The organism is Verrucosispora sp. CNZ293, assembly GCF_002754655.1.
In genome coordinates this window covers 1,744,277-1,767,304 of record NZ_PEFR01000001.1, presented here as the reverse complement: position 1 = coordinate 1,767,304, position 23,028 = coordinate 1,744,277, and the positions used below count along the sequence as shown (strand labels likewise).

At 70.5% G+C, this 23,028-nt stretch carries 14 protein-coding genes; 10 read left to right on the top strand and 4 right to left on the bottom strand.

Going from position 1 to position 23,028, the window contains the following annotated elements:
- Positions 1–195: 195 nt before the first annotated feature.
- Positions 196–2,286: a family 43 glycosylhydrolase gene (locus CLT74_RS08125; RefSeq protein WP_099845990.1), complete on the top strand. Its 2,091-nt coding sequence runs from the start codon at positions 196–198 to the stop codon at positions 2,284–2,286.
- A gap of 343 nt (positions 2,287–2,629) precedes the next feature.
- Here CLT74_RS08125 and CLT74_RS08120 read toward each other — a convergent pair whose 3' ends face one another.
- Both CLT74_RS08120 and CLT74_RS08115 read right to left on the bottom strand, forming a co-directional pair.
- The gene (locus CLT74_RS08120) at positions 2,630–4,426 is read right to left on the bottom strand and encodes a family 43 glycosylhydrolase (RefSeq protein ID WP_099851566.1); all 1,797 of its coding nucleotides are present in this window, start codon (positions 4,424–4,426) and stop codon (positions 2,630–2,632) included.
- Positions 4,423–6,075: a glycoside hydrolase family 27 protein gene (locus tag CLT74_RS08115; protein WP_486582142.1), complete on the bottom strand. Its 1,653-nt coding sequence runs from the start codon at positions 6,073–6,075 to the stop codon at positions 4,423–4,425. The genes CLT74_RS08120 and CLT74_RS08115 overlap by 4 nt, the downstream gene beginning before the upstream one ends.
- Before the next feature lie 577 nt (positions 6,076–6,652).
- Here CLT74_RS08115 and CLT74_RS08110 point away from each other — a divergent pair.
- Entirely contained in the window at positions 6,653–7,642 is a 990-nt protein-coding gene (locus CLT74_RS08110; protein WP_199172344.1) for a LacI family DNA-binding transcriptional regulator, read from the top strand.
- A gap of 115 nt (positions 7,643–7,757) precedes the next feature.
- On the opposite strand, the gene CLT74_RS08105 is transcribed toward CLT74_RS08110, so the two are convergent.
- Both CLT74_RS08105 and CLT74_RS08100 read right to left on the bottom strand, forming a co-directional pair.
- Positions 7,758–9,131, bottom strand: coding sequence for a glycoside hydrolase family 10 protein (locus tag CLT74_RS08105; protein ID WP_099845987.1), 1,374 nt, complete (start codon positions 9,129–9,131; stop codon positions 7,758–7,760).
- Positions 9,132–9,613: 482 nt separating this feature from the next.
- Positions 9,614–12,358 carry a beta-L-arabinofuranosidase domain-containing protein gene (locus tag CLT74_RS08100; protein ID WP_099845986.1) on the bottom strand — a complete coding sequence of 915 codons (2,745 nt, stop codon included), beginning with the start codon at positions 12,356–12,358 and terminating at the stop codon, positions 9,614–9,616.
- Positions 12,359–12,680: 322 nt separating this feature from the next.
- Between CLT74_RS08100 and CLT74_RS08095 the strand changes: the two genes are divergently transcribed.
- The 8 genes from CLT74_RS08095 to CLT74_RS08060 all read left to right on the top strand — a co-directional run bounded on the left by CLT74_RS08095 (position 12,681) and on the right by CLT74_RS08060 (position 22,961).
- The gene (locus CLT74_RS08095; protein WP_486582141.1) at positions 12,681–13,934 is read left to right on the top strand and encodes an MFS transporter; all 1,254 of its coding nucleotides are present in this window, start codon (positions 12,681–12,683) and stop codon (positions 13,932–13,934) included.
- An 11-nt stretch (positions 13,935–13,945) separates the two neighbouring features.
- Positions 13,946–14,827, top strand: a complete 882-nt coding sequence (locus CLT74_RS08090) for a bifunctional helix-turn-helix transcriptional regulator/GNAT family N-acetyltransferase (RefSeq protein WP_099845985.1) — start codon at positions 13,946–13,948, stop codon at positions 14,825–14,827.
- 57 nt (positions 14,828–14,884) lie between these two features.
- Positions 14,885–15,487 (top strand): TetR/AcrR family transcriptional regulator, encoded by a 603-nt coding sequence (locus tag CLT74_RS08085; protein WP_099845984.1) that lies wholly within the window; start codon positions 14,885–14,887, stop codon positions 15,485–15,487.
- A complete protein-coding gene (locus tag CLT74_RS08080) occupies positions 15,484–17,112 on the top strand; it encodes an isovaleryl-CoA dehydrogenase (protein ID WP_099845983.1) in 1,629 nt (542 codons plus the stop codon). Before CLT74_RS08085 ends, CLT74_RS08080 begins: the two co-directional genes overlap by 4 nt.
- Before the next feature lie 314 nt (positions 17,113–17,426).
- Complete coding sequence (locus CLT74_RS08075; protein ID WP_099845982.1) at positions 17,427–19,538, top strand: cellulose binding domain-containing protein; 2,112 nt, start codon at positions 17,427–17,429, stop codon at positions 19,536–19,538.
- A gap of 194 nt (positions 19,539–19,732) precedes the next feature.
- Positions 19,733–20,563: a poly(ethylene terephthalate) hydrolase family protein gene (locus tag CLT74_RS08070; RefSeq protein ID WP_099851561.1), complete on the top strand. Its 831-nt coding sequence runs from the start codon at positions 19,733–19,735 to the stop codon at positions 20,561–20,563.
- 116 nt (positions 20,564–20,679) lie between these two features.
- Entirely contained in the window at positions 20,680–21,837 is a 1,158-nt protein-coding gene (locus CLT74_RS08065) for an acyl-CoA dehydrogenase family protein (RefSeq protein ID WP_099845981.1), read from the top strand.
- On the top strand, positions 21,834–22,961 hold the full coding sequence (locus tag CLT74_RS08060) for an acyl-CoA dehydrogenase family protein (RefSeq protein WP_099845980.1): 1,128 nt from the start codon (positions 21,834–21,836) through the stop codon (positions 22,959–22,961). Before CLT74_RS08065 ends, CLT74_RS08060 begins: the two co-directional genes overlap by 4 nt.
- Positions 22,962–23,028: the final 67 nt, after the last annotated feature.

The following is a 23,028-nucleotide window of genomic DNA, read 5'->3' as shown; positions in this document are numbered from 1 at the left end:
TCACAGTCGTAGTGAAGACGGACGATATCTGTGGCCGTCCGGGACGTGTCGCGTTGCTCCGAAGACGGCGGTCACCTGATCTCTCCCTTGGGCAGAGCGGTCATGTTAGCGATCACACGCCGCACAGGAACTGCGACGGCGTGGGCCGCAGAGAGACGTCCCGCCGTTCGTTCTGCTCGCATCTGAAGGAGGATCATGATTGCCATTGGTGAGGTCCCACGGACCCTGCCGGGCCGGCGCGGCTGGCTGCCGCGCGCGCTCGCCGTCCTGGCGGCGATGGTGGTGGGCGGCTCCCTGGCTGCGGTGGCGCCGTCGCCGGCGTCCGCTGCCACTGTGGACACCAACGCCTGGTACGTCCTCGTCAACCGCAACAGCGGCAAGGCTCTCGACGTCTACAACCAGGCCACGAACGACGGTGCGCGGATCACCCAGTGGGCCCGCAACGACGGCAACTGGCAGCAGTGGCAGTTCGTCGACTCCGGCGGCGGCTACTACCGGCTGCGGTCACGGCACTCGGGCAAGGTGCTCGACGTGTACAACTTCTCCACCGCCAACGGCGCGTCGATCGTGCAGTGGAGCGACCACAACGGGACCAACCAGCAGTTCCGGCTGGCCGACTCGGCCGGTGGCTACGTCCGGCTGATCAACCGCAACTCCAACAAGGCGCTGGAGGTGCAGAACGCCTCGACCGCCGACGGCGGCAACATCGTGCAGTACGACGACTGGGGCGGCGCCAACCAGCAGTGGCAGCTGGTCCAGGTCGGCAGCGGTAACCCCGGCACGCCCCCCGGCGGCAGCTTCACCAACCCGGTCGTCTGGCAGGACTTCGCCGACGTCGAGGTGATCCGGGTCGGCGAGGTGTACTACATGACCGCCTCCACCATGCACTACTCGCCGGGTGCCCCGATCCTGCGCTCGTACGACCTGGTGAACTGGGAGTTCGCCGGGCACTCGGTGCCCCGACTGGACTTCGGCACCAAGTACGACCTGCCCGCTGGGCAACAGGCGTACGTCGAGGGCATCTGGGCCTCCACGCTGAACTACCGGCCGAGCAACCAGACCTACTACTGGGCCGGGTGCATCAACTTCGCCCAGACCCACATCTACACCGCGACGGCCGTCGACGGCACCTGGAGCCGGCACGCCACCCTGCCCCAGTGCTACTACGACGCCGGGATGCTCATCGACGACAACGACACCATGTACGTCGCGTACGGCAACGGCACCATCAGCGTGGCTCAGCTCTCCGCCGACGGGCGCAGCCAGGTCCGGGCCCAGCAGGTGTACCAGACCCCGTCGAGCATCGGCACGCTGGAGGGGGCGCGCTTCTACAAGCGCAACGGTGCCTACTACATCTGGCTGACCCGCCCGGCCAACGGCCAGTACGTGCTGAAGTCCACGAACGGTCCCTTCGGCCCGTACGAGCAACGCCAGGTGCTGCTCAACATGCAGGGCCCGATCTCCGGCGGCGGGGTGCCCCACCAGGGCGGCCTGGTGCAACTGCCGAACGGTTCCTGGTACTACATGGCCTTCACCGACGCGTACCCGGGCGGCCGGATGCCGACCCTCGCACCGATCAACTGGACCGCTGACGGTTGGCCGCAGGTGCAGACGGTCAACGGCGCCTGGGGGGTCAACTACCCCAACCCGCTGCCGCTGCGCCCGGTCAAGCCGCTCACCGGCGCCGACACCTTCGCCGGCACCACCCTCGGCCCGCAGTACGAGTGGAACCACAACCCGGACAACAGCAGGTGGTCGGTGAACAACGGGCTGCGGCTGCAGACCGCCACCGTGACCAACGACCTGTACCAGGCCCGCAACACGATCACCCACCGCATCCAGGGGCCGACCTCGACCGGCACGGTCGAGATCGACTACTCGACGATGCGCGACGGTGACCGCACCGGCCTGGCCATGCTCCGGGACGTATCCGCGTGGATCGGCGTCCGACGGGACAACGGGAACACCAGAGTGGTCATGACCAACGGGCTGAACATGAACAGCAACTGGGACACCACGAGCACCGGCAGCGAGATCGCCAGCGCGGCGGTCTCCGGTGGGCGGATCTGGTTGCGGGCCAACGCCGACATCCGACCCGGCTCGGGCCGGCAGGCGCGGTTCTCGTACAGCACCGACGGGGTCACCTTCGTCCCGCTGGGCAACGCCCTGACGCTCAACAACAACTGGACGTTCTTCATGGGCTACCGGTTCGCCATCTTCAACCACGCCACCCAGGCGCTGGGCGGTGCGGTGACGGTACGGCGGTTCGAGTTGTCCACACCGTGAGCTAGCGGTGACCGGTCCGGCGGGTAGGCGTCGAGGCCGGGTCGGTCACCCTACAGGCTGGGGCCTGTCGTCTGCCCGCCGAGCGGACGACAGGCCCCTTCTCGTCCGGCGGGCCGCGCCGTCCCGCCTCGGTTATCGGTGTCGGCACGGTCCTGCCGACACCGCCCCGGCAACGGGTGTTGCGGACGCTGTCGAGCTGAGAGTCCAAACGACTCACGCGGCCGAGTGAGAGCACCCAGCCGAGTGAGAGCACACATGATTCAGCTCGACAGGACGCGCGAGGACCGTAGACGCAGATGCCGGGTGGGAAGATCCCACCCGGCATCTGTCCGCGCGCCAAGGGTCAGGCGGCGCGGGACCACTGCATGCTTGACGCGGAACTGCACGTCCGCTGCTCCAGGGCCGCGCCCTGAGCGGTGGAGCCGCCCACCACGTTCAGGCACTTGTTGCTGTTGACGTTCACCAGCTGCTGATATCCGTCGCCTGTCGAACGCCAGCTGAACACCTGGTTCAGACCGTCGTGACAGGTGTACTGGATGATCTGTGCCCCGTCGGCGGTGGAGACGTCGCGCACGTCGACGCACTTGCCGCTGTGCACGCTCTGTAGCCGTACGTTGCCGTTGCCGGCGTCGAGAAAGCGCCACTGCTGCCAGGCGTTGCCGTTGCTGCTCCACTGCCCGATCACGGCGAGGTTGTCGAGGTTGGGCTGCTGCACATCGACGACCTGTCCGCTGTTGCGATTGATGATCCGGTAGGCCGTGGGGGCGCTACCGCCACCGGCGAACTGCCACCAGTTGACGTTGAACAGGTTGCCGCTGCCGCCGGCGAAGCGCAGGTAGAGATCCCGCGTACCGGTGGCTCCGCTCACCCCGCAGCTGGTGGTCGTCCAGTTCTGCCAGCCGCCGGTGCCGGCCACCGTGCAGGTGCCGACGACCGGGCCGCTGGCGCTGTCCAGCCGTACCTCGATGCGGCCACCGCTGGTGGCCGAGGCGACCCGCGCGGAGAAGGTGGTCGCACCGGTGCCGAAAGCGACCCCCTTGACCTTGATGTAGTCGCCGTTCTCGATCCAGCCGACGTTCATGCCACCCTCGCTGGACGGCTCGGTCTCGATGCCGGACCCCCAGGCGATCGTCTCGGCCTCCTGGCGCACGTACGGGTTCAACGTGCCGACCTGGGGAGCCCCGGTGGTGGTCATGTTCATGGTGGGGATGGTTCCGTTGGAGTTGTAGGTGAACTTCTCCACGGCGACCGACCGGGTGTAGCCGCTGCCACCGGGTAGCGCGCCGTTGTGATAGAAGAAGTACGATCCGCCGGCGTAGTCGATCACGCCGGGGTGGTTGGTGAAGCTGGCGCCCTGCCGGGGCATGACCGTTCCCCGGTACGTCCACGGACCGGTCGGGCCGGGTGCCGTCGAGTAGCCGATGAACTCCGAGCAGCACTCCGCGGCGAACACGTTGTAGTAGAGGCCGTTGCGTTTGTAGACCCAGGGCCCTTCCTCGTAGAGGGTGGGCCGGCTGGCGTTGCCGGTGCGGGTCCCGAACCCCGCGGTGGTGAGTGGGATCTGGGTCGGGCCACCGGAGAACGAGATCATGTCGGGGTTGAGCCGTACGTACCACAGGTTTGGGTTGCCCCAGTAGAGGTACGCCTGCCCGTCGTCGTCGATGAACGCGTGCGGATCGATCTCGCCGTTGCCGACGAGCGGACGGCCGAGCGCGTCACGGAACGGCCCGGTCGGGCTGTCCGCGACTCCCACCCCGATGACCATCTGCCCGTTCGAGCGCTGCCGGACGGGCACGTACCAGTAGAACTTCCCGTTGCGGGCGATGACGTGTCCGGCCCACGCGTTGGCGTCCGCCCAGGCGAACGTCGTCAGGCTCATCGGCGTGCCGTGGTCGGTCCAGTTCACCATGTCCGCCGAGGAGAAGACCCGCCAGTCACGCATGGTGAAGTAGGTGGAGCCGTCCTCGTCGTGTCCGGTGTAGAGGTACACCCGGCCGTTGTGCAGCATCGGTGCCGGGTCGGCGGTGTAGATGTGCTGGACGATCGGGTTGTCGGCCCGTGCGACACCGGGTAGCAGGGCGATCGTGCAGGCCACGCTCGCGAGCACGGCGACGACCCGGCGCAGCGCCGTCGCTGTCACGCCCGGCTCCACCGTTGGTTGGCGTTGCCGTGGCAGGACCAGAGGATCACCGCGGTCCCGTTGGCCGTGCCCGCGTTGTTCACGTCCAGACACAGCGAGGGGAAGCGGCCGTTGCTCACCGTGCCGTTGGCGTTGAGCGTCCACTGCTGGTTGGTGCCGCCGTTGCAGTCCCAGATCTGCACCCGGGTGCCGTTTACCGCGTTCGTCGGCACGTCCAGGCACTTGCCGAGCACGCGCAGCGTCTGGCCCTGCTGGCTGATCTGCTGGTTGGGGTTGCCGTGGCAGTCCCAGATCAGGGTGCCGGTGCCGTTGGCGGTGTTGGAGTTGTCGAGGTCGAGGCAGCGCCCGGACGACTCGCTGCGCAGCCGGAAGGTGGTCGGGACCGGCGGGTTGGTGGTGCCTCCGCCGCTGACCCGGTACACCACGGTGCCGTGCGCCGGGACGCTCGCGGAGATGGTTCCGGTGGAGGTGGAGGTGCCGTTGGTCCACGCGTTGAGCAGCGTGAACGAGCTGCCGGTCTTGCCGATCGCCGCCGCCGTGGTGGAGATCGTCGTGGTCGAGTTGCCCTGGTTGAACAGGGCGACCGCGACGTCACCGTTGGCCAGGCGCTTGGCCAGGATCCGTCGGGTGCCGTCATGGGAGACCTGGACGGCCTGGAGTCCAAGCGTGTCCTGGTTGATCGCGACCAGGTTCTGGTTGCGCAGGATGTCAAGCGTCGCCGTGCTGGCGGAACGCAGGTCGTTGCCCATCATCAGCGGCGCTGCCATGATCGCCCAGAGCGCGAAGTGACTGCGCATCTCGGTGTCGTTCATCCCACCGTTGCCGACCTCCAGCATGTCCGGGTCGTTGAATCCGCCCGGTGCGGCATAGCCGGCCAGTGGCACGTTGACGTTCACGATGTTCTGGATGCCCATCGGGTACCCGTTGGTCTGGCCGCTGTCCCAGGTGTTGGTGATGTCCTCGGTGGTCCGCCAGAGGTTCGCCACATCGCTCCAGTTGCGTTGCGGCCCGGTCTTCTCGTGGATGCTGTTCGAGTTGATGCTGTAGACGATCGGCCGGCCGGTGGCGGCCAGCGCGTCGCGCATGATGCTGAACCGTGCCACCTGGTCGTTGATGGTCCCGGTGGGGGAGCACCAGTCGTACTTCAGGTAGTCGACGCCCCAGGCGGCGAACTGCCGGGCGTCCTGGTACTCGTGTCCGAGGCTGCCCGTGGAGCCGGGGAAGGAGTCGAAGTACTGGGCGCAGGTCTGGTCCAGCGGTGCCTGGTAGATGCCGAACAGCAGGCCACGTGAGTGCAGGTAGTCGCCGAGGGCCTTCATGCCGCTCGGGAAACGCTGCGGGTGGGCCTGGAGGTTGCCCTGCGCGTCCCGGTTCGGATCGAACCAGCAGTCGTCGACGACCACGTACTTGTACCCGAGGTCGCGCAGGCCGTGGTTGACGATCGAGTCGGCCATCTGGCGGATGAGGGTCTCGTTGATGTTGCAGCCGAACGTGTTCCAGGTGTTCCAGCCCATTGGCGGGGTCCGGGCGACGCCGTTGTTCAGCGCCTGCGCCGGCTTGGGGGAGATGACCCCGTCGGCGAAGCTCGCGGTGAGCGTCACAGCCAGGATGCCCAGGGCGGCGGTCAGCCACCTTCTTGCGCTACGCACGTTGAATCCTCCTCGTCGGTGCGGTGATCGGATACGGCCACCTGTCGCCGGCATCGCGGCGGTCGGCGGGTGCGGCCGTGAAACTCTGCTTGCGGATCCCGGCCCGCCACCCCGCTCCCGCGCGCTGTCGTGCGGGATGCCGAGGCGCAGTGCCCGTCAGCGCCGGTCGGCAGACCGCTTCAGACGCCCCGGCTCCAGCCCCGACGTGCCGGCAGGCGCCGTTCCGATGACGAAAATGTTATCGCTATCATCAATGCATGTAAATTATCCGTTGCCATCCGCGCAGCATCGTGACGCGCTCATCCGAGCGGTGCGCACAGCCCCGGGCAGACCGGGTGTGACCGCTAACAGACAGCCCTGGAGGAGGTTTTCCGGCGAACGCGGTCGGGCCGCCGGCCACCGGGGTGGTTGCTGGCGCTAGACTGTGCGTGATCTAGCGCTCTCCACCCGGACGGCACGGGCCGGCGTGGGCACCGCGCGAGGGGATCTTTGTACCTGAGCCGTGCCAGTCATCGCCGACGGGCTGCGGCGATGACTGGATTGCGGGGAGTGTGAGATGGCCGTACGCGATCCTGCGATGACGGACGTGGCCCGCCTCGCCGGCGTCTCCCATCAGACGGTCTCACGAGTGCTGAACGGTCACCCGAACGTACGCGAGCAGACCAGGCTGCGCGTGCAGGCGGCCATCGCGGAGCTGGGCTACCGGCCGAACCGGGCGGCCCGCGCGTTGGTCACCGGTCGGTCGCAGGTGATCGGGGTGGTGGCTCAGAACACCACCCTCTACGGTCCGGCCTCCCTGCTGGCCGCGCTGGAGCAGACGGCTGCCGAGTCCGGCTTCGCGGTGAGCGTGGGCAGTGTGCGCGACCTCGACCATCGGTCGATCTCCGCGGTGGTGGAGCGGCACCTGGCCCACCGGGTCGCCGGCATCGTGGTGATCGCACCTGTGGAGTCGGCAGGTGAGGCGCTGGAGCGGCTGCCCAAGGACGTGCCACTGGTGACCGTGGACGGGGACCCCCACCGGCCGATGCCGCTGGTGACCGTGGACCAGGCGGCCGGTGCCAGGGCGGCCACCCAGCACCTGCTCGACGCCGGTCACCGTACGGTCTGGCATGTCTCCGGTCCGTCCGACTGGTTCGACAGTGCGGGCCGGATCGAAGGCTGGCGGGAGGCCCTGACCTCGGCCGGCGCGGAGATCCCGCCGCTGGTGCCGGCGGACTGGTCCGCGGCGGCCGGCTACCGGTGCGGGCAGATGCTGGCCCGGATGCCCGATGTCACGGCTGTCTTCACCGCGAACGACCACCTCGCCCTCGGGGTGCTGCGGGCGCTGCACGAGCACGGCCGCCGGGTGCCGGACGACATCAGCGTGGTCGGCTTCGACGACGTGCCGGAGGCCGCCTACTTCATCCCGCCGCTGACCACCGTGCGACCGGACTTCGGCGCGGTGGCCCGGGCGAGCCTGGAGATGCTGCTCACCCAGATCGAGTCGGTGAGCGGTGGCGCCCTGCGCGAGACCATCGCCCCCACGCTCGTTGCCCGCCGAAGCGTCGCCCCACCTCCCCGTCGCTGACCCGCCCTGACGGGTTGACCAAGAAGTTCTGGTCGCGTCCAACGCGATTCCCGACCAGAACTTCTTGATCACCCGGCCCACCCCGGGCCGGGTGAGGCCCGGGGTGGGGGAGGGGTCAGGTCGCGGTGCAGGTGGGGGTGCCGGAGGGTCCGGTGCCGGTGCCCTGGAAACCGAACTCCGTGCTACCGCCCGCGCCGACCTGGCCGTTGTAGCCGACATTGCTGAAGTTCACAGTGCCGGTGCTGCCGCTGGCCTGCGCGTTCCAGGTGCCGGTGACCGCCGCGCCGCCAGGCAGGGTGATCCGTACCGTCCAGCCACGGATCGCGGCACTGCCGGCGGTGACCCGGACGGTGGCCACGAAGCCACCGTTCCACGAGTTCAGCGACACCGACGCCGAGCAGGCGCCGCCGGCCGGCGGCGGCGCAGTGGTGGTCGGCGGCGGGTTGGTCGGGTTCGGCCCGCTGACGCTGTTCAGCGCGTTGAGCACCGAGGTGTACGCCGGCTTCTTGTTCCCGTTGCCGTCGAACAGCAGCGGGTTGTCGTCTCGCCAGGAGGCCGCGTCCCAGACACCCCAGACCGTGATGCCGGTGCAGCGCGTCACGGCCAGGCAGGCCCGGGTCACCCGTTCGTAGATGCTCGCCTGGTTGGCGCCCTGGGCGACGTCGAGTTCGGTGATCTGCACGTCCACGCCGAGGTCGGCGAAGCGTTGCAGGTTGGCCTGGTAGTCGCTGGCGAGGGTGGTGCCGAGGTGGGACTGGAAGCCGACGCAGTCGATGGGTACGCCGCGCTGTTTGAAGTCGCGCACCATGTTGTAGATGCCTGTCGACTTCGCGTTGATGCCGTCGGTGTTGTAGTCGTTGTAGCAGAGTTTGGCGCCGGGGTCGGCCGCGCGGGCGGCCCGGAACGCCGCCTCGATCCAGTCGTTGCCGGTGCGTTGCAGGTTCGAGTCCCGCCGCGCGCCGCTGCCACCGTCGGCGAACGCCTCGTTCACCACGTCCCACGAATGGATCTGCCCCCGGTAGTGGGTGGCTACCCGGGTGACGTGGTTGATGGCCGCGTTGCGCAGCGCGGTGCCGGACAGGTTCTGCGCCCAGCCGGGCTGTTGAGCGTGCCAGAGCAGGGTGTGGCCACGGACGGACATCCCGTTGGCCCGGGCGTGCGCGACGAGCCGGTCACCCGCGCTGAAGCTGAAGGAGTTCTGCTGGGGCTCGTTGGCGTACCACTTCATCTCGTTCTCGGCCACTATCGAGTTGAACTCACGATTGAGGATCGTGGCGTAGGCGGAGTTGGAGAGCTGGAACGAGTTGGTGGCGGCGCCGAAGTAGCGGCCGCTCTGCGCCGCCGCCGCGCCGAGGGTGCTGGCGGCGGCGTGGGCGGAGGGCGCGATCAGCGCGGTGGAGACGAGCAGCGCGGCAGCCGCCGCGCCGGACATCAGCACGGTACGCGGCCGGATGCCCGCGATCCTGCCGCTGGCGGTTCTGAGTGTCATCGACGTGCCCTTTCGATGGTGGTGGTACCGGGTGCCGCAGCGGAGCCAGCTCCCACCGGGCCCAGCCCTGAACCGGGTGTCCGGATCCGGGCACGGCGGGGCTGACCCGAACGCGGATCGCCCGGGTCGCGCGGTGAGTCGAGATGTTCCGGTCCGCCAACAACAGCGGTCGGTGCGGGTGATGCGGCGATCTGTGCCGTCGAGGCGTGCCCTTCCGCGCGGCGTGACAACGCGCGGCGTCTCGCGGATGCCGGCCCGGACAGGCCGCCGGGCGGAGCCGGCGCGGTGGCCGCCTCGGCCCCGGTGACCGGTGACCTGGAACAGGAGTGTGCCCGTACTCCTCGCCCCGAAGCTAGCATGTTATCGATAACATGCTCAAGCGATGACTGTGGATGCGATGGCGGTTCGGGACGACGACCGAGGCCGCCGGACCGGACCCCTGGTGGGTCCCGCCCAGCGGCCTCGGCGACAGCGGGTCAAGCTCAGATGAAGCGCCAACGGTGGTCGCCCGCGCCGTTGTCGTCCCAGATCACGATCTGGGTGCCCTGGCTGGACGAGGCGCCGGTGACGCCGAGGACCCGCCCGCCGTTTGCGGACTGGATCCGGAAGTAGCCGTTCGCGGCGTACCGCAACCGCCACCGGTTGCTGGCCGCACCGTTGTCGGCCCACTGCACCACCCGGGCGCCGTTGGCGCTGCTGCCGTTCTCCACCCCCAGCACCTTGCCGCTGTTGGAGTTGCGCAGCCGCAGGTAGCCGCCGCTGTCCACGATCGCGGTCCAGAGGTGGTCGGCGGTGCCCGTGTCGCCCCACTGGATCACCAGACCGCCGTCGGCGGTGGACATGTTCTGCACGCCCAGAACCAGGCCGGTGGCCAGGTTCTGGATCCGGCGGGCACCGTTGGGCAGGAACCGCCACTGGTTGTCCGACGTGCCGTTGTCCGGATCCTGGACGACCCGGGCGCCCTGCGCGGTGGAACCGTTGAGGGTGGCGAGCAACTTGCCGGTGTGTACGTTGCGGATCTTGTGGGACCCGTCGCCGACGTCCACGATCGTCCACCGGTGGTCCGCCGTGCCGGTGTCCGACCATTGCAGGACCTGCGCGTTGTCGGCTGTCGACATGTCCTGTACGCCGAGCACCTTGGCGCTGTGGGCGTTACGGAACCGGACCGCGTTGCCGTCGACGACCAGCTGCCAGTCGTGGTCCGCCGTACCGTTGTCGCCCCACTGCAACGCCGGCGCCCCGTCGGCTGTGGACATGTTCTCGATGCCGAGCACCAGGCCACTCGCGGCGTTGGCGAGCCGGAACGTCGCAGTCGTTCCGCCCGGGGACTGGCCGTTGGCGCTCCAGTAGACGGTGTAGTTGTGCCCGTGCGCGTCGTGGAACGGGCCCAGGTTGACAGTGGCGCCGTTGGCGGTGGCGGTGAAGGCCAACGCCGAGGTGCTGGTCCGGGTGACCGAGGTGGTGGCCAGGGCGGGTAGCGCGGAGAGCGCGGTGTTGCCGTAGTTGCCGGAGAGCACCGCCGGGCCGTAGGTCAGCGCCACCACGTTGGGATTGTCGTTGGCCGGCTGCACGATCACCCGCATCGGCAGCTGCACGGTCACCGTGTCGCCGGAGGTCCAGGAGCGGGTGAGCGTCGCGTACGTGCCCGGGGTGGTGGTGATGTTCTGCGCGGTGCCGTTGACGCTCACCGTCGCGCCCTGCGTCCAGGCCGGGATGCGGATCCGCATCGTCCACGAACCGCCGACGCTGCCGGTGACGGTGAGGGTCGTGGTGTCACCGACCGGGTAGGTGGTGGTCTGGGTGACCGTGATGCCCCGTTGCGACCAGGTGAGCACCGAGGGCATGAACAGGTTGACCGTGAGCGTGCTGCCGTTGTGGAAGTAGATCGAGTCCATCAGCGTGGTGTTGCTCTCCAGCCCGGTGCCCTGGCAGCACCAGAAGGAGTTGTAGTCGGTACTCCAGGTGCCGCCGCCCCACGCCGGTCCCACGCCCCGTCGCCCGCCGGGATTCAACGGCGTGAAGTAGGTGATGTGGCCGTGGTTGTCGGCCGGGTTCTGCGCCCCGATCAGGTGGTTGAGCAGCGCCCGCTCGTAGAAGTCGAAGTACGCCACCCGGTTCGGGTCGAGCAGCCACAGCTCCCGGGTCAGCTTGAGCATGTTGTACGTGTTGCACGCCTCGCAGGTGTCGTTGCGCAGATAGCCGGCGATGGCGTTGGGTGCCCGGAAGTGTTCGGCCTGGCTGTTGCCGCCGATGACGTAGGTGTGCGCGTTGACTGTCATGTTCCACGCGTTGCTGGCGATGTCCCGGTACCGGGTGGTGCCGGTGGCCTTGAACTCGCGGGCCGCGCCGATCCACTTCGGTACCTGCGTGTTGGCGTGCAGCCCGTTGAGCTGGTCGGAGTTGGCCGCGAGCGGGTTGAACACGGCGTTGTGGTCGAACCGTTGGGCGGCGGTCAGCCACCTGGCGTCGCCGGTCTGCTGGTAGAGGTCGGTCAGCACCGCGTTCATGCCGCCGAACTCGGTGCCGAGCATCGCCTGCATCTGGGCCGAGCTCAGTCGGCTGGTACGCCAGTCGACCCAGCCGGCGAACGCCAGCAGTACGTCGCGGGCCTGGTTGTTGCCGATGTACCGCCACACGTCGAGCAGCCCGGCAAGGGTCTTGTGGATGGCGTAGTACGGCACGTTGCCGTTGTTGAGCGTGCGGTTCTCCACGGCCGTGAAGTCGGACTCGGGGAAGCCGCTGAGGTACCCGGTGTTGAAGCCGGCGGCGCCGTTGTTGGCCTGGCACTTGGCCAGCTCGGCCACCATGTGGTTGGCCTTGTCCCGGCAGGTGGTGTCGCCGAGTACGGCCCACAGGTACGACCAGGCGGTCAGGAAGTGCCCCTGGGAGTGGGTGCGGAACGGGAAGTTGGGCGCCTCCCAGCCACCGAGGGCGGTGGCGCCGGCGGTGGAGAGCCGGTGGTTGGCGCGGAAGTTGTAGAGCAGCCGGTTGACGTCGACGAAGCGCAGGTAGTTGGCCGTACGGTTCTGGTTGTCCAGCCAGCGGCTGGCGGTCAACCGCACCTGGCCCGGCTCGAAGGCGTAGGCGGAGACGCCGAGATCGGGCCGTACCGGGGCGAGCGCCGCGCTGGCGGTGCCGTTGGCGAGCGTGGGGCCGACGGCGGCGGCGACGGCGGCGGCGCCGGCGGCCCGGAGCACGTGTCGACGGTTGAGGGACGGGTGGGGCATCACGACCTCCGTGGTGGCGTGGGGGCAGCGCCGCCCGGCCCGGCGGGGGTGGTGGCCGACGGGGCGGCGAGGAACTGTGCGATGACGTCACTGCGCGGCGCGCGGCGCGCGGCGACCTGACCCGGCAGTTTTTCGCTGCGGTGGCGGCTCGTGCCAAGCCCATCGATGTTATCGCTAACATACGTGGCTCGATATGTCGTTCGCAAGACGTGAAACGGCGACCCGAGTTGACCCTCGACCCGGTCGAGGCCGGACGGTGCCTCAGACGGACGGCCGGCGTCCTCCACCGACACCGGCCCGGTGGTCTGCGGGGGGTCTGGGGATGGCGACGGGTGGCGACCGGAGCACGGTGCCGGGTGCGTACTGGATGTGGCTGGGCGGTACCGCGCTGGGTCTGGTCGGCGTCCAGGCGATGGCGTTCGCGATGGCCTGGGCGGCGGCCGGACAGGGCGCCCGCTTCGCCGCCCTGGTGCCGACCGCGATCGTGCTGCCCCGGGTGCTGCTGCTGATGGTGGGTGGTGCGGTGGCCGACCGGTTCGGTGCCTGGTCCGTCCTGCTCGTCTCGGACGCGGCCATGATCGTGGTCACCGTGGCGTTGGCGGTCGCCGTCTGGTCGCCGCTCGATCCACGGCTAGCGCTGCTGCTCGCCGCGCTGGCCATCGGGACTGTGGACGCCTTCCAGCTGCCGAGTTCGGGTTCGATGCCGCGGCGACTGGTGCCGCCGGAGGCACTGGCCCGCGCGATGTCGGCCCGCCAGCTCGCCGGGCAGTTCGCGCTCTTCGCGGGCCCGCCGCTGGGCGGCCTGATGCTCGGCCTGGCCGGGCTCGCCGGGGCGGCCCTGAGCAACACCGCCACCGCCCTGGTGATGCTGGCGGTGCTGCTGGTCGTCCGTCCCGCCGCCGGGTCGTCGCCGGACGCCGGACGGGTGTCCGGGCCGCCGGTGTCGGCCGCGCTCGACGGTCTACGTGTCGCCTGGTCGGTGCCGGTGCTGCGGGCGGCGCTGTTGGTGACCGCCGTCGCCGCCGGATTCCTCCTTCCGGTCGGCACGCTGCTGGTGCCCCTGCTGGCCCGGCAGCGGGACTGGTCGCCGTCGGCCACCGGCGCGGTGGTCGCGGCGATGGCGCTGGGTACCGCCGCCGTCGCGGTGGTCGTCCTGCTGCGCGGCGCGTCCCGCCGTCCGGGCGTGGTGGCCGCCGTCGGTCTGCTGGTGGCCGCCGGCGGGGTCGCCGGGCTCGGGGTCGGAGGTGCACAGTTGCCGGCCGTCCTGGCCGGGGTGGTCGTCGGTATCGGCTCCGGGTGCTTCGCCACGCACGTCGGTCCGCTGGTGCTGGCCGCCACACCGCTCACCCACCTGGCCCGGGTGCAGGCCGTGCTGGTGCTCGTGCAGAGCCTGCCGTTGCTGGTGACGACAAACGCGTTGGGCCTCGTCGCGGAGGTCGCGCACGTCGCGGCGGTGCTGCACGGTTGCGCGGGCGTCCTCGCCGTGACCGGGCTGGCGGCGCTGGCGGTGCCGGCCCTGCACCGTCCGCCCACCGACGCCGCCTCGCAGCTACCCGTCGCCCGAATATCTGACTAAGGTCAGCAATCATGGATCGTGCACTCGTGGACGTGGTGCGGCGCTTCAACCGCACAGTGACCCAGCGCGTCGGCGCGCTTGACGACAGTTATCTCGCCCGTGACCGACCGCTCGCGCAGTCGCGGCTGCTCTGGGAGATCGGTCTCGACGGCGCCGAGGTGGCGGCGTTGCGGACCCGGCTGGATCTCGACGCCGGCTACCTCAGCCGGCTGCTGCGCACCCTGGAGGGGGCTGGCCTGGTGGTCGTCGGACCCGGTGAGGGCGACGGGCGGGTGCGCACCGCGTGTCTCACCGAGGCCGGTCGCGCCGAGTGGAAGCTGCTCGACGGCAGGTCCGACGACCTGGCCTGGGCGGTCCTCGCGCCGCTGACCGACGGCCAGCGGAGCCGGCTCACCGCCGCCATGGCCGAGGTCGAGCGACTGCTGATGGCGTCGCTTGTCGACATCGGGCCCTGTCATCCGGGCGAGCCGCGCGCCCGGGCCTGCCTGCGGGCGTACGCACGGGAACTCGCCGCCCGGTTCGACTCGGGTTTCGACCCGGCCGGTAGCGGCGTCGACGATCACGAGCTGATGCCGCCGGCCGGAATTTTCCTGGTGGCCACCGTGGCGACCGAGGCGGTGGGCTGTGGCGCGGTGCGGTTGCCGCCGGGTGAGCCCGCCGAGATCAAACGGCTGTGGGTGTCGTCGTCGGTGCGTGGGCTCGGTGTCGGCCGCCGCCTGCTGAACGAGCTGGAACGGCACGCCGCGAAGGCCGGCGCGCGCAGCGTACGCCTGGACACCAACCGCACCCTCACCGAGGCGATGCGGCTCTACCGCGCCGAGGGCTACCAGGAGATCCCGCGTTACAACGACAACCCGTATGCCCACCACTGGTTCGCCAAGCCGTTGGACTGACCGGGTCCGACCGGCGGCGTCTTGCCGCGAAGAAATGAATGGTGGTTCAATCCTTGGGTGGCGTACCGGAGCACCGAGCGGGTGAGGGCGCGGCTGACCGCCTCCCGTGAGCGGATCATCGACGCCGCCCTCGGCGTCCTGGCCGAGCACGGCTACGCCGGCTGCTCGGTGGCGGCCGTCGCCGCGCGGGCCGGGGTGGCCACCGGCAGCGTCTACCGGCACTTCCCGACCAAGGCCGGCCTCTTCGCCGAGGTGTTCCGCACCGCAAGTCAGCGCGAGATCGACGCCGTCACCCGGGCCGCCGCGGCCGCCGAGGGCACGGCCGCCGCACGGGTCCAGGCGGTGATCGAGACCTTCGCCGGTCGGGCGCTGCGGTCCCCGAGGCTGGCGTACGCCCTGTTGGCCGAGCCGGTCGATCCGGCGGTGGAGGCACAGCGGCTGGTCTTCCGGCGCGCCCACGCGACCCTGCTGGCCGGCTATGTCGCCGACGGGGTGGCCGGCGGTGAGCTGCCGCCACAGAATCCCGAGCTGACCTCCACCGCAGTGGTAGGCGCCCTGGCCGAGGCGATGGTGGGCCCACTCGCCGCAGGTGTCGCCGGCCCGGACACCATCAGCGGGCTGGTCACCGTCATCCACCGCGCGTTGGGAGTTCCGTCGTGACCACACACGAGGTGTTCAACCAGGTTCCGCAGCTGGTCGGCCACGACACGGCGGACGAGCCCGCGCTGCTCGACGCGTTGGCCCGGGAGGGTGCCGGCTGGGCAACGGCGGAGCTGCGCGAACTCGGCCGACTGGCCGGCACCGAACAGGCGGCCGAGCACGGCCGGTTGGCCAACGACCATCCGCCGGTGCTGCGTACCCACGACCGCTACGGCCACCGGATCGACGAGGTGGAGTTCCACCCCTCCTGGCACGAGTTGATGCGGACCGCCGTGGAGCACGGCCTGCACGCCGCGCCCTGGAGCGACGAGCGGCCCGGCGCGCACGTGGCCCGGGCCGCGAAGTTCCACGTCTGGCGTCCCGACGCGGGTCACGGCTGCCCGATCTCGATGACGTACGCGGCGGTGCCGGCGCTGCGGCACGCGCCCGACCTGGCCGCTCGCTACGAGCCGCTGCTGACCGCCCGCAGCTACGACTTCGGGCTGCGTGAGCCGGGGCGTAAGCAGGGACTGCTGGCCGGCATGTCGATGACGGAGAAACAGGGCGGGTCGGACGTGCGGGCGAACACCACCACGGCCCGCCCGGCAGCCGACGGCAGCTACCGGCTGGTCGGGCACAAGTGGTTCACCTCCGCGCCGATGTGCGACCTCTTCCTCACCCTCGCCCAGGCACCGGGTGGGTTGACCTGCTTCCTGGTCCCGCGCGTGCTGCCCGACGGCACCCGCAACGCGATGCGGCTGATGCGACTCAAGGACAAGCTCGGCAACCGCTCCAACGCCTCCAGCGAGGTGGAGTACGACGACGCGGTGGCCTGGCGCGTCGGTGACGAGGGCCGCGGCGTACGCACCATCATCGACATGGTGAACCTGACCCGCCTGGACTGCGTGATCGGCGCGGCGGCCGGCATGCGGCACGGGGTCGTCACCGCCGCGCACCACGCCGCCCACCGGCAGGCGTTCGGCAGGTACCTCGTGGACCAGCCGTTGATGCGTAACGTCCTGGCTGATCTGGCGGTGGAGTCGGAGGCCGCCACCGTGCTGATGATGCGCCTGGCCGGGGCGACGGACCGGTCCGCCCGGGGTGACACGGCGGAGACGGCGTTCAAGCGGATCGCCCTCGCGGTGGGCAAGTACTGGGTCTGCAAGCGGTGGCCCGGCCACGCCGCGGAGGCCCTGGAATGCCTGGGCGGCAACGGCTACGTGGAGGAGTCCGGTATGCCGCGCCTGTTCCGCGAGTCGCCGCTCAACTCGATCTGGGAGGGTTCCGGGAATGTCGCCGCGCTTGACGTGCTGCGGGCGTTGGCCGGTCAGCCCGAGGTGATGGCGGCGTTCCAGGCGGAGGTGGACGCCGCGGCGGGGGCCGACGCCCGGCTCGACGCCGCCGTCCGCCAGGTGCGGTCCGCGCTTGCCGATCCGGCCGATCTGGAGGTACGCGCCCGTCGGGTGGTCGAGCAACTGGCGCTGGTGCTGCAGGGCGCGCTGCTGGTGCGCCACGGTCATCCGGCCGTCGCCGACGCCTTCTGCGCGTCCCGGCTCGGCGGTGACCGGGGGCACGCGTACGGCACGTTGCCGGCCGGCGTCGACTTCACCGCGATCATCGAGCGGGCCACCCCGAAGGTGGGCTGACCGCCCGGTGGCCTGCGACGGCACCGGATCGGGTGGCCGTCGCGTCGTGCGTGGTCACCGTGCCGGGTGGTGGTGGGCGTTACTGATAGTTCCGAGGACCGAACTGGGCGTTGAGCCTGGCCCGATGCTGTGGGATTCTTGGACGCCGATGCGTTGTCGCGCGTGTGAGTGACCGTCGCCCGATGGGCAGCCGGGACCGTCACGGTCCCGGGGGGCGACGGCAGAAGAGGGATTCGTCTCTGTTCCACAGGTCCCGAGCCCGGCATGCCGGGCTCGGGACCTGTGGATCTCCGCGTGACCAACGAAGGAAGAACATGGAGATCTCGGACCGGCACGGGGTTCGACACCTGGCCCCACCTCGACGATCCGCCCGACGCACGCACACCCTTTTCTCGGTCGGCCTGCTGCTCGGCACGGCCGCACTTGTCGGGATCGACCAACCGAACGCCGTCGCGGCGAGCACGCCGGCGACGGTGACCGTGAACGCCCGGGCCGGGCTGGCCACCGTGCCCGACACCGCCCTCGGCGTCAACCACGCCATCTGGGACTCGCAACTGGGCACCACCGAGACGTCGGACCTGCTGCGCGCGGCCGGCGTGCAGATGATGCGTTACCCCGGCGGTTCCTACGCCGACATCTACCACTGGGAGGACCACACCGCCCCCGGCGGCTACGTCGCTCCGGGCACCGACTTCGACACCTTCATGGCCGGCGTACGGCGGGCCGGCGCCCAACCGATGATCATCGCGAACTACGGGACCGGCACCCCTGAGGAAGCGGCCGAGTGGGTCCGGTACGCGAACGTGACGAAGGGCTACGACGCACGGTACTGGACGGTCGGCAACGAGAACTACGGCAACGGCCACTACGGCTCGGCGTGGGAGGCCGACCACCACCCGGACAAGAGCGCCACCTACTACGCGAACCTGGTGGTCGCGTACGCCGACGCCATGAAGGCCGTCGACCCGAGCATCAAGGTCGGCGCGGTGCTCACCATGCCGGCGAACTGGCCCGACGGGCTGACCGCCGGTGACGACCCGGGCCCGTGGAACCAGACGGTGCTGTCCATCGCCGGCCAGAAGATCGACTTCGTCGACGTGCACTGGTACCCGGGCGGCAGCGCCGCCGAGTCGCTGCCCCGGACCGGCCACATCACCGACGCGGTCCACCTGCTCCGGGAGCAGATCACCAGGTACGCCGGGCCGAACGCCGGTCGCATCGGCATCAGCCTCACCGAGGTGAACGTCACCTCCCAGGGGATGACCAGCCAGCCGGCCGCGCTGTTCCTCGCCGACGCGTACAGCGGGCTGCTGGCCAACGGGGTGTTCACCGTGCACTGGTGGAACGTGCGCAACGGCATCGGGCAGGTGTCGACGGTGGCCGGGCAGACCGACTACGGCGACTTCGGGATGCTCTCCAGCGGCACCTGCACCTCGGACGGATCGGTCTGCGAGCCGCCGTTGAACACACCCTTCGCCGCCTACCACGGACTGTCCATGATGAGCCGCTTCGCCCGTACCGGCGACCAGTTCATCCGGGCGGCGAGCGACGAGCCACTTGTCGCCGCGCACGCGGTACGCCGGGCCAACGGCGAGGTCGCGGTGCTGCTGGTGAACCGGGACCCGGACAACGCCCGCGAGGTCAGCATCGACTATGCCGGCTTCGCCCCGTCGAGTGGGGAGCCGACGGTGCACACGCACACCAACGGGGCCACCGCCATCACCACCAGCCGCTCCGGCAGCGCGACAAGTCGGACCCTGCCGCCGTACTCGCTGACCACGCTCGTGGTGCGTCCGGCCGCTTCGACCACCGGGCAGCCGGGTGCTCCGGGGCAGCCCACGGTCGCCGACGTCACCGACCGGGCCGCGACGATCTCCTGGCCGACGGCGAGCCGGGGCGCGAGCCCGATCGCCAAGTACGAGGTGTACCGGCAGTACGGCGCGGTGAGTGAGCAGCTCGGCGAGACCTCGGGCACCTCGCTCACCGTCGACAACCTGGTGCCCGGCGGCAGGTACACGGTCAACGTGCTGACCCGGGACACGGCGGGCCGGGTCTCGTGGGCTTCGCCGCCGCTGAGCTTCACCACCGGCAGCCCGGCCAGCAGCATCTGCGGTGTCCGCTTCACCCGGACCACGGACTGGGGCAACGGCTACGTGGCGACCGTCGACATCACGAACAACGCGGACACCGCGATCGACGGCTGGACGCTGACCTGGACCTGGCCGACGACGTGGCAGCGGGTGGGCAGCGGCTGGAGCGCGTACTGGGAGCAGGTCGGCAGCACCGTCCGGGTCACCGGCACTGACGACAACCGGCGGATACCCGCCGGGGGCAGCACCAGCGCCGGCTTCGTCGGGGAGTACAGCGGACCGAACGTCACGCCTACGGCGTTCCGGCTCAACGGCGCGCTCTGCACCGTCAGCTGAGGCCGCCGGCGTCGCCGGTGGGGCCAACCTGCTCCACCGGCGACGCCGGGACTGGTGATTTTGCCGATGCGGTACCTGCGGGGCGCCCCAAACACTGATCGCAGTCGATACAGCTCCAACCCAAGGGAGTATCCGACGTGCGATCTACCACCACCATCCGTCCCCGTTCCGTCCCCCTCCTGGCCCGGCTGGCGATGGCCGCCGTCCTGGCCGCCGGTGGCGTCGTCGCCACCTCGACCCCCGTCCAGGCCGCCAACCCGTACGAGCGGGGACCGGCACCGACAAACGCGATCCTGGAGGCCAGCCGTGGCCCCTTCGCGACCTCGTCGACGACCGTCTCCTCGTTGGTGAGCGGCTTCGGCGGCGGCGTCATCTACTACCCGACCACGACCACGGCGGGCACCTTCGGCGCGGTGGCCATCTCGCCCGGCTACACCGCCTCCTGGTCGAGCCTGGACTGGCTGGGCCCGCGGATCGCCTCGCACGGCTTCGTGGTCATCGGCATCGACACGATCACCCGGCTGGACCAGCCGGCCAGCCGGGGTCGGCAACTGCTCGCCGCGCTGGACTACCTGACCCAGCGCAGTTCGGTGCGCGGCCGGATCGACGCGAGCCGGCTCGCCGTGGCCGGACACTCGATGGGCGGTGGGGGCAGTCTGGAGGCCGCCGCGAGCCGGCCGTCGTTGCAGGCCGCGGTGCCGCTGGCGCCGTGGAACCTGTCCAAGAACTGGTCGAACCTGCGGGTGCCGACGCTCATCGTCGGTGGCGAGAACGACACCGTCGCCTCGGTCTCCTCGCACTCCGAGCCGTTCTACAACAGCATCCCGGCGTCGGCGGAGAAGGCGTACCTCGAACTCAACGGCGAGGGCCACTTCTTCCCCAACACGGTGAACACGCCCACCGCCAGGCAGATGGTGGCCTGGCTGAAGCGGTTCGTCGACGACGACACCCGGTACGAGCAGTTCCTCTGCCCGGGGCCGAGCGGCCTGGCGATCGAGGAGTACCGCAACACCTGCCCGCACTGAGGTCGACCGGGGCGGATGCGACGTGTCCGCCCCGGGTCGTCCGGCCGCCGGTCTTCCGTCCCGTGGACCGGCGGCCTTATATTGCATTCACAGTGCAATAATGTTGGAGGTGGTGAGTGTCCGACCACACGGCCGACGGGCTGCGCGAGCTCGTCGCAACGTTCCTGCGGACGCACGACCCGAGCGGTGACCGCACCGCTTTCCTGCGCGCCCGCTTCGACGCCGGACTGGCCTGGGTGCACTTTCCGCCCGGCCGTGGTGGCCTGGGCGCACCGGCGCACCTTCAGGCGGTGGTGGACGACGCCTTCGCCGAGGCCGGCGCGCCGGACAACCGCCCCCGGCGCAACAGCATCGGGCTCGGCATGGCCGCGCCCACCCTGCTGCGGCACGCCAGCGAGGCCCAGTGCCGGCGCTGGCTGCGTCCGCTGTGGACCGGCGAGGAGGTGTGGTGCCAGCTGTTCAGCGAGCCTGACGCCGGGTCCGACCTGGCGAGCGTGCGTACCCGGGCGGTGCCCGACGGCGCCGACTGGGTGGTCGACGGCCAGAAGGTGTGGACGTCGCTGGCCCACCGGGCGCGCTGGGCGATCATGCTGGCCCGCACCGATCCGGACGCACCGAAGCATCACGGCCTCACCTACTTCGTCTGCGACATGACCGCGCCGGGGGTGCGGGTGCGTCCCCTGCGGCAGGCCACCGGCGAGGCGGAGTTCAACGAGGTCTTCCTGACCGGGGTCCGGATACCCGACGCCCACCGCATCGGGGAGGTCGGGCACGGTTGGCCGGTCGCCCGCACCACGCTGATGAACGAACGCGTCGCCATCGGTGGCCGACCGCTGCCCCGGGAGGGCGGCATGGTCGGTGTGCTGGCCCGGCTCTGGCGGGACCGACCCGACCTGCGTACCGGTGGCCTGCACGAGGAGGTCCTGCACGCGTGGGTACGTGCCGAGGCCGCTCGGCTGGCGGCGCTGCGCCTGCGCCAACTGGTCGCCGCCGGTCAACCCGGCCCCGAGGGGTCGGCGGTGAAGCTGTCCTTCGCCGAGCTGAGCCAGCGGATCAGCGGTCTGGAGGTGGAGCTGCGCGGCGCCGAGGGGCTGCGGTACGACGACTGGACGATGCGTCGACCAGCCGAACCCGACCTGCTCGGCCGCACCGCCACCTACCGCTACCTGCGCGCCCGAGGAAACTCCATCGAGGGCGGCACGTCGGAGATCCTCCGCACCATCATCGCCGAGCGGGTGCTCGGGCTCCCTGCCGAACCCCGGGTGGACAGGTGACCGATCTGCTCTACGACTCCGACGAGGAGGCGCTGCGCGGCAGCGTACGCGGGCTGTTGGCCGCGCACGCACCGTGGCAGCGGGTGCTGGCCGCCGTCGACAGTGGTGAGCCGTACGACGCGGCGCTGTGGCGCCGGCTTGTCGACCAGGTGGGCGTGACAGGTCTGACCGTGCCCGCCGAGCACGGCGGCGCCGGAGCCGGTTACCGCGAGGTCGCGGTGGTGCTGGAGGAACTGGGCCGGGCGGTCGCGCCGGTGCCCTTCCTGGGCGCCGTGGTGGCCACCCGGGCGTTGCTCGCCTGCGACGAGTCCGCCCTGCTGCGGCAGGTCGCCGCCGCCGAACGCGACGTGGCGTTGGCTGTCGGGTTGGCCACCGCGCCCGACGCGGCTTTCGGCGCGGTCGCGGTCGACCCCGGGCCGACGGTGTCCGGCCGGGTGGCCGGCGTCGCCGACACCGCGCCGGGTGGCCTGCTGCTGGTCCCGACCGGCGACGGGTTGTACGCCGTCGACGCCGTCGAGCCGGCGGTGCGGACGACCCCCGTGGTGTCGCTGGACGCCACCCGGCCGCTAGTCGACATCGAGTTCACCGCCGCGCCCGCCCGCCGGGTCGCGGCGGGCGAGGTGGCCGCCAACGCGGTGGCGGCGGCGCTGACGGCGGGCGCGGCGCTGCTCGCCTCCGAGCAGCTCGGGGTGGCGCAGTGGTGTCTGGACACGACTGTGGCCTACGTGCGGGAGCGCCACCAGTTCGGCCGTCCGGTCGGCTCGTTCCAGGCGGTCAAGCACCGGCTGGCCGACCTCTGGGTGGAGCTGACCGAGGCCCGAGCGGTGGCCCGGCACGCCGCCGACCGGCTGGATGACACCGGTACCGAGGCGGCGTTGGCAGCCGCGCTGGCGCAGGCGTACTGCGGTCCGGTGGCGGTCCGGGCGGCGGAGGTCTGCGTCCAGTTGCACGGCGGGCTCGGCTTCACCTGGGAGCACCCGGCCCATCTCTATCTCAAACGGGCCAAGAGCACCGCCATCGCCTTCGGCACCGCCGACCGGCACCGGGCCGCCCTGGCCCGGCTGGTCGACCTGCCCGGACCGGGCACCGCCGACGGCGTCACAAATCGCTGTACCGGCAGGTAACAACCAGGCATCGAGGGTGTTGACGAAACACGCGAGAAACGTACACTCCGAGTGTAATAAGTTGGCG